General features: G+C 61.5%; 10 protein-coding genes. 8 read left to right on the top strand and 2 right to left on the bottom strand.

Annotated elements, in window-relative coordinates; all coding sequences use genetic code 11:
- The 7 genes from MHZ35_RS16910 to MHZ35_RS16880 all read left to right on the top strand — a co-directional run.
- Positions 1-297 (top strand): integrase core domain-containing protein (locus tag MHZ35_RS16910; RefSeq protein WP_239436710.1); only part of this gene is annotated, 297 nt, incomplete at its 5' end.
- Positions 298-552: 255 nt separating this feature from the next.
- Complete coding sequence (locus MHZ35_RS16905) at positions 553-1,647, top strand: ROK family transcriptional regulator (protein WP_239436709.1); 1,095 nt, start codon at positions 553-555, stop codon at positions 1,645-1,647.
- Between the two features lie 278 nt (positions 1,648-1,925).
- Positions 1,926-2,897, top strand: coding sequence for an ROK family protein (locus tag MHZ35_RS16900; RefSeq protein WP_239436708.1), 972 nt, complete (start codon positions 1,926-1,928; stop codon positions 2,895-2,897).
- A gap of 4 nt (positions 2,898-2,901) precedes the next feature.
- Positions 2,902-4,266: a sugar porter family MFS transporter gene (locus MHZ35_RS16895; RefSeq protein ID WP_239436707.1), complete on the top strand. Its 1,365-nt coding sequence runs from the start codon at positions 2,902-2,904 to the stop codon at positions 4,264-4,266.
- Entirely contained in the window at positions 4,263-5,828 is a 1,566-nt protein-coding gene (locus MHZ35_RS16890) for a glycoside hydrolase family 32 protein (RefSeq protein WP_239436706.1), read from the top strand. Before MHZ35_RS16895 ends, MHZ35_RS16890 begins: the two co-directional genes overlap by 4 nt.
- Before the next feature lie 63 nt (positions 5,829-5,891).
- A complete protein-coding gene (locus MHZ35_RS16885; RefSeq protein WP_239436705.1) occupies positions 5,892-8,774 on the top strand; it encodes a TonB-dependent receptor in 2,883 nt (960 codons plus the stop codon).
- Between the two features lie 64 nt (positions 8,775-8,838).
- Complete coding sequence (locus MHZ35_RS16880; RefSeq protein ID WP_239436704.1) at positions 8,839-10,476, top strand: GH32 C-terminal domain-containing protein; 1,638 nt, start codon at positions 8,839-8,841, stop codon at positions 10,474-10,476.
- 42 nt (positions 10,477-10,518) lie between these two features.
- Here MHZ35_RS16880 and MHZ35_RS16875 read toward each other — a convergent pair whose 3' ends face one another.
- Complete coding sequence (locus MHZ35_RS16875) at positions 10,519-10,764, bottom strand: dienelactone hydrolase family protein (protein WP_239436703.1); 246 nt, start codon at positions 10,762-10,764, stop codon at positions 10,519-10,521.
- Between the two features lie 671 nt (positions 10,765-11,435).
- Here MHZ35_RS16875 and MHZ35_RS16870 point away from each other — a divergent pair.
- Positions 11,436-12,080, top strand: coding sequence for a recombinase family protein (locus tag MHZ35_RS16870; RefSeq protein ID WP_239436711.1), 645 nt, complete (start codon positions 11,436-11,438; stop codon positions 12,078-12,080).
- A 23-nt stretch (positions 12,081-12,103) separates the two neighbouring features.
- Here the strand turns inward: MHZ35_RS16870 and MHZ35_RS16865 are convergent.
- On the bottom strand, positions 12,104-12,293 hold a 190-nt coding region (locus tag MHZ35_RS16865), incomplete at its 5' end, for a hypothetical protein (protein ID WP_239436702.1).

The following is a 12,293-nucleotide window of genomic DNA, read 5'->3' as shown; positions in this document are numbered from 1 at the left end:
CAGATCGGCGTGAAGACGCTCTACATCGCACCGGGCTCACCATGGGAGAACGGCTACAACGAAAGCTTCAACGGCTCCCTGCGAGACGAGCTCCTAAATGGCGAAATCTTCTACAGCCTCGCCGAGGCCAAGGTCCTGATCGAGGCTTGGCGGCGCCACTACAACACCGTCCGGCCGCACAGCAGCCTCGGCTACCGACCACCGGCTCCGGAAGCGGCGACACCGCCATTGCCGGTCTCCGGCTCCGCTTCGCTCCACCTCCGACCGGCAATGGCGGCGGAGACGACAATGCACTAACTAACAATCCGGACCACCCGATGGGGGCTGCTCAGATCCGCCATTTTGGTCTTGCCAACGCAAACGAGCAATTTTGTTGGGTACGTACGTGGCCCCGAATGGCAGAGGTAAGGTGGGACAAAGGCGGGTTGGCATGCACCCAAGCGCAATCGGCAGGCTGGTGCCTACGCAAGCTATTGCATATGCAAGCCTTAAAAATTGAAGGGAAGCACGGCTCGCATGCACAGCGCTCGCAGAGGAACCAACGCGAGCGGAATGCGGCGCTACAATGAGCGCCTCATCCTCTCGGCCGTACGCCGATCCGTCGGCGCTTCGAAGGCCGAACTTGCGAGGTTAACTGCGCTGTCACCTCAAGCCGTCGTAAGAATCGTCGACCAACTAGAGGAGGACGGTTTCCTCGTGCAGGCTGGTCGCCGTACAGGTGGGATGGGTCAGCCAGCCATTGTTTATCGGATCAACGGCGAGCGAGGTTATACCGTCGGGGTGGAGGTGGGGCGAGCCGGCCTGACTCTCGTGCTGCTCGACTTTGACGGGCAAAGGAAGGCGATGCGGCAAGTGCCGAGCGCCTTTCCGACGATCGACATCGTGGTCGAGGAGACCAATCGCTTTCTGAGCGAAGAATTGTCTGTCCTGCCGATACCAGCTGCTGAGAGCCTGATGGGTGTGGGCATCGCCATGCCTTGGTTCCTCGGAGAATGGCGTGACGAACTGGAGATTTCGGAAGATCAGGCAAGCGAATGGCGACACGAGGACGTTGCTGATCGACTTAGTGCAGGTATTCCCTGGCCATTATTCTTCGAGAACGACGGCAATGCAGCAGCACTCGCGCAGCTGCTTTGCGGAGCTGGTATCGATCTTCAAGACTTTCTATACGTCAATCTTGGAACTTTCGTGGGGGGCGGGTTGGTGCTTGGCGGCCGCTTGATACAAGGCCGCCATGGTAATGCCGGAGCACTCGCGTCGATGCCGGTATGCGCACGAGGCGGGAGCGATTCCCTCATCCACCATGCCTCACTTTATTCTTTGGAACCGAACCCTGGATCGGAGGCCATGACCGCTTGGGCAGATCGATGCGCAGACGCTCTCGGTTTCGCCGTAATCGGCGCCAACAGCCTCTTGGATCTGGAAGCGGTTTTGATCGATGGAGCCTCAACAGAAATAGTCCAGCTGGTTGAGATTGCGTTGAAGCGCCGTCTAAGCCGCGATGTGCCTCCCGACTTTTTCCTGCCCTCAATCCGCCGCGGAACGCTCGGACAGCCCGTTGCTGCGGTCGGTGCGGGACTCCTTCCATTCCACGCCAGTTTCACACCTGACCTTGGCGCGCTCTTCAAGCGCTCTCCTGAGGCTTAAAGCCGTATACGAGCAGCCAGCTTCGTCGATCAATTTGATCGCTTGACTCACTAAATCACAGGAGTAGATTTAGTGCCGTGATCGCGAAGGCGCGACGCGCACAAGGGAGAGATGTAATGAAAATGGCTTCACCTGCTTTGCACCTAATTTCGCAGACCTCTCGTCGGGGCTGCGCCGCTGTCCCGTTGTTTCCTGCGAGCTGGTAATCTGGCTCCCCCCTGCTGGCGGTGGTTGATCGACGATCCCGCCGCCAGCCTTTTCTTGTCGCGGGACTGTGAATGCACGACGACATTCTATTAGGTGGTATAGAGGCTGGCGGGACGAAGGTTCTGTGCGCGGTTGCAGATCACGACGGGACAGTCCTCGACGAAATTCGGATACCGACGACGACACCAGCTGAGACGCTCGGCTCTGCGAGCGCGTTCTTCGATGCCGTCACCGACGAGCGCGGACCACTTGCCGCATTGGCGGTCGGCAGCTTCGGCCCCTTGTCGTTGAACCCAGTCGCTTCCGACTATGGCGCGATCACTTCCACGCCTAAGCCAGGATGGCAGGACGTCGACCTGCTTGGCCATCTCCGGCGTACGATTAGCGCACCGATGTCGCTCGATACGGACGTCAATGCGGCCGCTGTAGGCGAAAGGCTGTTCGGCAGCGGGCAAGGACTTGATACCTTCTGCTACGTGACGGTCGGGACCGGCATCGGCGTCGGGTTACTGGTGAACGGTGCGCCGCATGGCGGCGCGAACCACCCCGAAACCGGACACATCCGTCTCCCTCGCGCCCCGGGGGACGAAAGCTTCGCAGGCACCTGCCCCTATCATGGCGACTGCCTTGAGGGTCTTGCCAGTGGACCTGCAATGAAGGCGCGCTGGGGTCAGCCTGCCGAGACGCTGTCGCCCGACCATCCCGGTTGGGACATCGAGGCCGACTACCTTGCCGGTCTGTGCGCAACCCTGACCTACACCGTTAGACCTGACCGCATCATCCTTGGCGGGGGCGTAATGCAGAACCCGGCCATGTACGGCCGGGTCCGCCGCTCGCTGCTTGCGAAGCTTGCCGGCTACGACGCCAGCATGCGCAACCTCGACATGGACGAGTACGTCGTCGCACCCTCCGCTGGTCCCTCCGCCGGGCTGACGGGTGCCTTGGCACTCGCCTACCGGACCGCCACCCGGCAATGGCCCATGCACTGGACAGTGACATCCCGTGGCGACCTTCAGGCCAGGCCGGAGACCATCAATGCATAGCCCATTGCCGAAGCAGGAGGCGGGAGACCCGGCCGACGCACAGGTAACTGCCGCGATCGTGCTGAGCGCGGCCGGCGCCGCGCTGGGTGGCCTCCTGTTCGGGTTCGATACGGCGGTCATTTCCGGCGCGACGCAGGCACTTCAAGCCCATTTCTCCCTGACCGATGCGTCGCTCGGCTTTACCGTGTCATCCGCGTTGATCGGGACCGTGATCGGATCGCTCATCGCCGGGGCTCCGGCTGACCGGTACGGTCGGCGGGCCGTGATGCTGTCCGTAGCCATGGCGTATGTCGTGTCGTCGATCGGAACGGCCGTGGCTCCAGGTTGGGCGGTGCTGATCGCGTTCCGCTTTCTCGGCGGCCTCGCGATCGGCGCGGCATCGGTCGTTACGCCTATCTACATCGCGGAGGTAGCGCCCGCGTGCTTCCGCGGGCGGCTGGTAGCGATGAACCAGCTCAACATCGTGCTCGGCATCCTGATCGCGTTCCTGTCGAATTACATCATTGCCCAGGCACTCCCACCAGAACGCGCGTGGCGGTGGATGTTCGGCATCGTCGCCGTGCCCTCGATACTCTACCTATTCGTCACTCTGACACTTCCGGAAAGCCCGCGCTGGCTTGCGATCAAAGGCGCGCGCGAGAAGGCGATCTCGACCATGCGGCGGCTCGGTTTTCTCCACCCTGCCGCCGAACTCGACCGGATCGAGATGGCTGAACGGCGCGAGATGGCGCACGGCTCACCCAGATTGTTTCAGGCCGCGCATTCGGTGCCCGTCGCCTGCGCGATCGCCATCGCGATGTTTAATCAGCTTTCGGGCATCAACGCGCTGCTCTACTATGCGCCACGCATCTTCGAGTTGGCAGGGGCCGGCGCCGAATCCGCCCTGCTACAGTCAGTCGCGGTCGGCGGTACCAATCTGCTTTTCACCGTTCTGGCGTTCTTCTTCATCGACCGGTTCGGCCGCAAACCGCTCCTCTATGTCGGGTCGGTAGTCTGCGGTGTTGCGCTGCTGCTGGTCGGGTGGCAGCTCGAGCGCGCGTCGCCGGACGGCACCCTGATCCTGATCGGCCTGCTCGGCTTCATCGCAGCCTTCGCGATTAGCCAGGGTGCTGTGATCTGGGTGTTCATTTCGGAGGTGTTTCCCAGCGCGGTGCGCGGCAAGGGACAGGCACTGGGATCCACCACGCACTGGGTCATGGCTGCGGCGATCACGTGGTTGTTCCCCGTTGTGGCGGGCTCCGTGGGCGGCTGGGTGTTCGCCTTTTTCGGCGCGATGATGCTGCTTCAGTTCATCTGGACGTGGCGCGTGATGCCCGAAACCAATGGCATTGCACTCGAGGACATGGATCTGCGGAGGGACGCAGCATGAAACGGTTTGCCATCATCGCTCTCACGGCGTCGGCGCTGCTCTCGCCCGCTGCATCGGCACAACGCGCGGATCCACGCCCAATCTACCATTTCGCGCCGGCGCGCAACTGGATGAACGATCCCAACGGGCTCGTCTATTATGACGGCGAGTACCACCTGTTCTTCCAGTACAACCCGCACGGGGATCGATGGGGGCACATGAACTGGGGGCACGCGGTCAGCCGCGACCTGGTTCACTGGCAGGAACTGCCGATCGCCATTCCCGAGACAGCGGACGTGATGGCGTTTTCGGGCAGCGCCGTGGTCGATTGGACAAACAGCAGCGGTTTCGGCCGGAACGGCAAGCCGCCAATGATTGCGATCTATACCGGCCACAATCCCAAGGCGAAGTTGCAGTCGCAATATCTCGCCTACAGCAACGACAAGGGCCGCACTTGGACGGTGCATGGCGAGGTACTGAGCGTCGGTTCACCCGAATTTCGCGATCCCAAGGTGTTCTGGCATGCCGCGACAAAGCGCTGGGTCATGGTCGCGGTTATGGCGCTGGAAAACCGCGCCGTCATCTTCACGTCTCCCGATCTGAAACAGTGGACGTTTGCCAGCAGCTTCGGGCCGGCCGGCGGACGTGGCAAGAACTGGGAATGTCCCGACCTGTTCGAGCTTCCCGTCGAGGGCGGGGCGCCAGGCGAACGCCGTTGGGTTCTCGGGATCAACCTTGGTGACAACGGCGTCGGTGGCGGCTCGGGAGGGCAGTATTTCGTCGGCGACTTCGACGGCTACCGGTTTACGCCCATGCCGGGTTGGGGCTCCGAGCCGCGCTGGATGGATTACGGCGCAGACTTCTATGCCGCCGTATCGTGGAACGATCTTCCGAGGAGCGACCCGCGCCGGATTTGGATCGGTTGGGCGAACGACTGGCGTTACGCCGAGGCTATCCCGACCTGGCCTTCGCGAGGGTTGATGACGGTACCGCGGACGGTGTCACTGCTAAAAACCGACGGCACCTATCGCATTGCGCAGGCACCAGTGCGCGAGGTTGACACCCTGCGCGGCGAGGCGCGATCCTTTTCCGCATCGTTGACCGATGCGCCAACCGAACTGCCGATCGCGGGTGGCTCGGTCGATCTTGTCGCCGACATTGATGCCGGGCGCGCGGAACAGGTCACCTTCGCGATCACCGACGGCCAGGGTTATCAAACGTTGATCGGCGTCAACCCGAGTGTGGACGAGGTGTTCGTCGATCGTACCCGCTCGGGCCTCCACTTCCACGACGGCTTCCCCAATCGGCACGTCGCGCCGGTCGACCTGAAAAGCCGCAAGGTGCGGCTGCGCATCCTGGCCGACGAGTCGATCGTGGAGGTGTTCGTCGGCGACGGCACCCGTACCATTACCGACCGCTTCTTCCGCGGCGGAGGCCCGCTGCGCTGGAGCGCGTCCGCGCGCGGCGGCCCAGCGAGTGTGAAGCTGCTAACATGGCCCATGGCAGGCATGGGCGCGGCGATGACTAAAGGACCGGCCGCTCCACCCCCTGCCCCGCGGATCGTGGACGTCGCGCCGAGCTGAGACACCGGCCATCCTGGCCGATCACCAGCATCGAAAAACATAACGGAATGAACGAGGGGATTTATGCCGAAGACTTTGCTCGCCTTGCTGACATCGACCGCTCTGGTTCCGTTGATCGGTATTACACCAGCTTACGCACAGGCGGATGTCTCGCCCGCAACCAACCAGACCGGGGCGACACAGTCGCCCGCGAATACAGACCCTAGCCCCGAAGGGCCGACGAGCGAGGCACAACAGCAGGCGGAAGCGGCTCCCGAGAACAGCAGCACAAACGACATTGTCGTCACCGGCTATCGCGCGGCGCTCGGCTCTGCCCAGGAGATCAAGCGGAACTCGGATTCCATCGTCGACGCCATCGTCTCGGACGATATCGGGAAGCTTCCTGACAACAACGCCGCCGAGGCAATCGCGCGTGTGACCGGCGTGACCGTACAACGATACAACGACGAAGCCGGCGTTATCCTGGTCCGCGGTCTCCCCGACGTCGCCACGACGTTCAACGGCCGGGAGTTTTTCTCGGCCGAGGACCGCGTGCTTCACCTTCAGGATTTTCCAGCGGGCGTAGCTGCAGGGATCGAGGTCTACAAGTCGGGCACGTCCGACCTGATCGAGCCCGGACTTGCCGGTTTGGTGAACCTCCGCTCTCGTCGCCCCTTCGACGTCAAGGACACCGAAATTGCGGGCGAGATCCGCGGCTCCTACAATGACCAGTCAAAGGCGTTCGATCCGTCCGGCAACCTGCTTGTCACCAAGCGATGGGACACCCCGATCGGGGAGATCGGCGCGCTGGTAAACGTCAGTTACGTTCGAACGACCTACCGCAATGCTGATCGCTATGCCGATGGCGCGGTCATCACGCCGCAGGGCTTCGGCGTGGACGACCCCTCCGACGACATTCGCGTCACCACGCCGGGTGTCGGCAATTTTGCGTTCCCTGCGAACGCCGGCAACTTCTACGAGAAAGGTGTGCGGCACCGTCCGGCTGTGAATGGCACTATCCAATGGCGCCCATCTTCAAACCTTGAAGTCTACGCCGAAGGACTATGGCAGGCGTATCGCGGAAAAGTTTTGCGCGACGCGTTCAATGTCAACTTTGAGCGACGCGATGCCAACGGCGTTCCTCCGACGATCAGCAACGTGGTGCTGGTACCCGGTGAACCTAACAAAGCGGCCAGCTTCACAAAGACTGGCGGCTACGTGCCCGAGTTCTATCGTTCTACCCAGGACGACCGCACTGACACGTATCAAGGTGCTCTTGGTTTCAAGTGGAGCACGGGACGCGCCACCCTGTCGGGCGACTTTGCCTACACGAACAGCAAGTACCAGGCATCGGAGTACAGCGTTGACGCCCAGCTAGCGAGTGCGCCGACCATCAACGTCGACTGGGACGCTCGCGGCTCCGCCGTGTTCGACCTCGGCAACTACGCCATCAACGATCCAGCCAACTATATCTGGCGAGGCTACTACCAGCGCGCCTTTGTAACCAAGGGCGATGGTGTTCAGGGTCGGCTCGACCTTAACCTTGAGACCGACTGGAGCTGGCTGCCCAGCCTCCAGTTTGGTCTGCGCGCCAGCGACCGCAATGCCTCGTCGCAGAACAACAACCGCTATGCCTATACGCCCGGCCTCAACCTGCCGCTCGGTAGCCTGCCGACGGGCGACTTGGAGCTGATCACCGACGGTTTCCGGAACGATCCGCAGCGCTTCCAGAACTGGCTGGCGCCAAACCGCGAAGCGATCCGCGACAACGGCGAGGCCCTGCGGCAACTTGCCTATCAGTCGGTCCAGCGTTTAACGGTGCTGTTCCCCAACGATGGAGGTATCCGGGACGCGGTCGCGAAGTTCGCAGCCGCCGAGATCCCCTATGATCCGCTGGGCGGGTTTACGGCCAGCGAGGCGTCCTACGCCTTCTATGGTCAGGGGAAGTACGACTTCGACTTAGGTGGGGTTCGGATTGACGGAACTGTTGGCGCTCGCATCGTCAACACTGACGGCAACTATAGTGGTTTCAGCCGGGTGCAGGCGAGCGATGGCACCGTCGCGATCCTGCCGCAGACGGTAAAGCAAAATTACGTCGATGTGCTGCCCTCCTTCGGTCTGCGCGCGCGCTTTTCGCCGCAGTGGCAGATGCGGCTGGGCTATACCCAGACGCGCACGCGGCCAGGCTTCGGGCAGCTCAACCCGTCGTTAAACATCACCCGTAATAGCCCTGGCCCTGACGGCACGCCGCCGCAGTTCGACGCCAGCGGGTCGGGCGGAAACCCGAACCTGAGCCCGCTCACGTCGAAGAATTACGACGCTACGCTGGAATGGTATTTTTCTAAGAACGGCTCGGCCTCGGTCGCGGCCTTCTACCGCGACCTAAACGGGTTTATCGGCTATTACACGCAGGTCGTTAACGATCCGATCTACGGGCGCGTCCAGCTGAACCGGCCGGAGAATGCCGGCGACGGTCGGATCAAGGGCATCGAGGTTTCCGCGCAGACCTTCTTCGATTTCCTTCCCGGTTTCCTGTCCGGCTTCGGCGTACAGGCCAACGCGACCTATCTGGACGGCACCAACCAGCTTCCGCAGGCTCTGGGCGAAGGCGATCGGCAGGTGCAGATCACTGGCCTGTCAAAATGGGCTTACAACCTGACCGGCTTCTACGAGAAAGGTGGTGTCTCTGCTCGAATCTCGTACAATTATCGGTCGGGTTCGGTGTCGAGCTACAATCGTAATATTAACGAAGAGCAATATGCGGGCGAGCTAGTGCGTCCCATTTCGCGGTTGGATTTCTCCGCTAGCTTTGATCCATTCAAAAACATCTCGGTCGTTGCAAATGTAAGTAATATCCTGGCCCGGCCGTTCAAGAACTACCGTTATTACAACGAAACCCAGTATTTTGGTCGCGACCTTCGCGTTGAAGGTCGGTACTTCAGCCTGGGTCTTCGTTTCAAAATGTGACGACCCTCCATGCCGCGCCCAACGAGGCGCGGCATTTTTATACATAAAAATCATGGAGAGTATGATGGAGGACGCAAAGCCTTATTCGCGCCGATCAACGCTACGCCTGCTCGGCAGCACGATGCTGTTCTTCCCGCTAGCGGGTTGTGGAGACGAAGAGACCATGGCCGCGCCGACCGGCAGCGCGCCCCCTACGCCGATACCAACGCCGTCCCCCACAGCCACAGCCACAGCCACAGCCACAGCCACAGCGGACTTGCGCTCGAGATACCATATAGCTGCTCCAAACGGCAGCTGGATCAACGATCCGCAGCGTCCGATCCGGACAACGGACGGGTGGACATTATGGGCGCTCTACAACCCCACCTATCCGCAGGGCGGCACGTCGTGGCGGCGCTGGACCTCGACGGACCTGGTCACTTGGCAGGACCGGGGGGTGGCGATCCCGCGCAACACGAACGCGTTCGGCGACATCTGGACGGGCAGCACCGTGCGCGACACGAACAACACCGCCGGTTTCGGCGCCGGCGCCATCATCGCGCTCGCCACCATGCCGGCGGACAATGCCGCCGGGCAGAACCAATCCTGCGCCTTGTGGTATTCGCTGGATGAAGGCGCAACCTTTGCCTTTCACGCGATCGTCCTGCCCAATCACCCGGGCAACAAGCCATTCCGCGACCCGACGGTCTTCTGGCACGCACCTACCCGCCGTTGGGTGCTCACTCTTTCGGAAGAGGGCAAGATCGGTATCTACACCTCGCCCGACTTGAAGAATTGGAGCTATGCTAGCGGCTTCCTGTCGAGCTTGGTCGGCGGCATCATGGAATGCTCACACCTCTTTCGGCTTCACGTGTACGACGAGAATGACGCGACGAGCTCGGACAAGTGGGTGCTGCTCGTCGGCGGCAACGGCACCGCCCAAGGCTTCACCGTGGGCACCTACTACTGGGTAGGCGATTTCGATGGGACGACCTTCAAGGCCGACACGACTTCGGGGCAGTGGCTCGACAGCGGAGCCGACTTTTATGCTGCCGTCGTCTGGGCGGACCCTCGTGCCGCAGATCCGCTCGCACGCGCCTACACAATCGGGTGGATGAGCAATTGGGACTATGCCAATCAGCTCCCCGCGAGTGCCGGATATCGCGGGCAGCTCAGCATCGTCCGACAACTACGGCTCCGTCGGGTGGGTGGCATCACCCGATTGTGGAGCACGCCGCTCGCCGAACAGAATAAGGCGTTCACCCGTACAATCGTCGGAGCCGCCCAAGTTGTCGCAGAGGGAACAGATTATGCGTGGCCCTCTGACGCAGGCGTAGTCGCCAGCCGCATCGACCTCACCTTGACGCGCGTAGGAAACAGTTGGCCGACCGGGCTGTGGCTTTCGGTGCGCGGCGGCGCAGGGTACTTCACGCAAGTCGGTTTTCAGCTTCGTGATAACATCGTCTTCGTCAAACGCGATACGAGCGGTCCGGATGCACCCAATGTCGATGCTTGGCGGAAGAACCGGACTGCGACTTGCGACTTCGCGAGCGGCACCGCCGTAATTAGCTTGTTCGTCGATGCGGGCTCTATCGAGGTGTTTGTCAACGGAGGGGCGGCAACGCTGTCGGAACTGATCACAGCGCCCTTGAACTCGACCGAGCTTCATCTCAACGCCGCAGGCGGCAGCGTGAGAGTGAGTGACGTATCGATACGCTACTGATCTTTTGATGTGCTGGCCCTACTTTGTTCCTCCGCGTCAACGTCACGCGAGTGCCCGGCGGAATAAAGCAAGGGTCAACGCCATAGCTTGAATAAAAAGCGCGGGATCATAGCGCGGACCTTCGTCACGAAGGAACGCGTGCTGTGCATTGACTTCGTGCCACTCATAAAGCGCGCCGACTTCTTCCAGCCGCGCACGGATCACTTCCCTGCCGGCGTAGGAAAGATGCGGGTCTTGCCCCCCCCAGACGAACAGGGTCTCGGCTTTCCAAATCCACCATGCGCGCAAGGCTGTCGTCTGACCGCCTTTCGCCTAAAGTTCCGGAATGAATGTTGGTCGGATAAAAGCAGGCGACTGCGGACGCCCTTGGGTCAAGCGCCGCACGATAAGCAAGGTGACCTCCAACCGGCGGATAGGTGCGGTGACTTGGTAAATCTCGGAAAACATCAGGACGCCTGAGTAGCGTCCCAAGCCAGCGGGTCGGAATAAGTGCATTCGCATCGGACCGCGGCCGCACACGTCGACATCTTGTATCTCGTCATTGTGCAAGAGCATTAACCCTCCTCACCGCAGTAATCGGCAAATCACCGCTCGTATAAAGTAATTTGGCTGGTCGATCCGCTCGCCCAAACAGCTGCCGTACCAAATCTATCGCCTGAACGGCGAAATGTGCTTTTTCCGCTTTGGAACGGTCAGCAAGACGGCCCGGGTATGGCGCGTCTCGCCAAGCGGCAAAGAGGGCCATTTTCGGAATCTGTTACCGATCGGCCTTTCCCCAACCACGAACCGATCGACATGGGCGAACGCTACACTTTGGTGTGTTCGGACGCCAAAAAAACGACCGGTTTTCTGGTGATCGGCGATTTTGCCTCATCGATGCACCCTGGCAATCGAAAAACCCGTTGCGGAAACCACCGGAACATTGCAGGGTGCCAAGCATCTTTTCTAGCGGGGAAATGATGCTCATTGGTTATGTGAGGGTGTCCAAGGCTGACGGATCGCAAACGCTGGCTCCGCAGCGGAACGCGCTGCTCGCCGCAGGCGTCGACCCCTCGCGCATCTACGAAGACCTTGCTTCGGGTCGGCACGACGCTCGCCCCGGCCTGACGGCGTGCCTGAAGGCACTGCAGCCCGGCAACACCCTGGTCCTCTGGAAGCTCGATCGTTTGGGGCGCGACCTCAGACATCTGGTCATCACGGCCGAGGCGCTGCGGGAACGCGGGATCGGGCTGAAGGTGCTGGCGGGTGCCGGCGCGCAGATCGACACCACGACCGCCAACGGCCGCCTCGCCTTCGGCATCTTCGCAGCGTTCGCCGAATTCGAGCGCGAGCTCATCGCCGAGCGGACGCAGGCAGGACTTGCCGCGGCACGCGCGCGGGGACGGATGGGCGGTCGTCCGCGCAAGATGGACAAGGCCACCCTTGCGATGGCTATGGCCGCGATGTCCGATCGCAACGCGGTCGCTGCCGACGTCGCGCGCCGCCTCGGCATGACGACCACGACGCTTTATATGTACGTGAATGGTGACGGCACGCCGAAGGCGCCGGGACAGGCGCTGCTCGACGGGGTGCCGTACCGTAAAGAACGACTGCGCGCCGCGTGACCGTGCGCAAAGCCCGTCAGCGATCAGGCGTATTGTCGCGGTGGCGAGACGATCACGTCATGCTCGATCGACCGTGCCGATATGGCCTCCGGGTGTCCGCCGTCAGCACCAATGGCACAGATTTGAGGTTGTGATTTAAGGAGGATCTGGGCTTCGTCGTAGTGACGAAGGAACGAAGATGAAGCCCAGATCCTCCAATGTAAAATCGCCCGC

The organism is Sphingomonas sp. ACRSK (genome assembly GCF_022346685.1).
GTDB classification, from domain to species: domain Bacteria; phylum Pseudomonadota; class Alphaproteobacteria; order Sphingomonadales; family Sphingomonadaceae; genus Sphingomonas; species Sphingomonas molluscorum.
This window is presented reverse-complemented; position numbering and strand designations above follow the sequence as displayed.

What these genes read in the sequence shown, in the direction of transcription:
- MHZ35_RS16905 (WP_239436709.1), top strand. Translation starts at nt 553, where the DNA reads ATGCGGCGCTACAATGAGCGCCTCATCCTCTCGGCCGTACGCCGATCC.
- MHZ35_RS16900 (WP_239436708.1), top strand. Translation starts at nt 1,926, where the DNA reads ATGCACGACGACATTCTATTAGGTGGTATAGAGGCTGGCGGGACGAAG.
- MHZ35_RS16890 (WP_239436706.1), top strand. Translation starts at nt 4,263, where the DNA reads ATGAAACGGTTTGCCATCATCGCTCTCACGGCGTCGGCGCTGCTCTCG.
- MHZ35_RS16885 (WP_239436705.1), top strand. Translation starts at nt 5,892, where the DNA reads ATGCCGAAGACTTTGCTCGCCTTGCTGACATCGACCGCTCTGGTTCCG.
- MHZ35_RS16880 (WP_239436704.1), top strand. Translation starts at nt 8,839, where the DNA reads ATGGAGGACGCAAAGCCTTATTCGCGCCGATCAACGCTACGCCTGCTC.
- MHZ35_RS16870 (WP_239436711.1), top strand. Translation starts at nt 11,436, where the DNA reads ATGCTCATTGGTTATGTGAGGGTGTCCAAGGCTGACGGATCGCAAACG.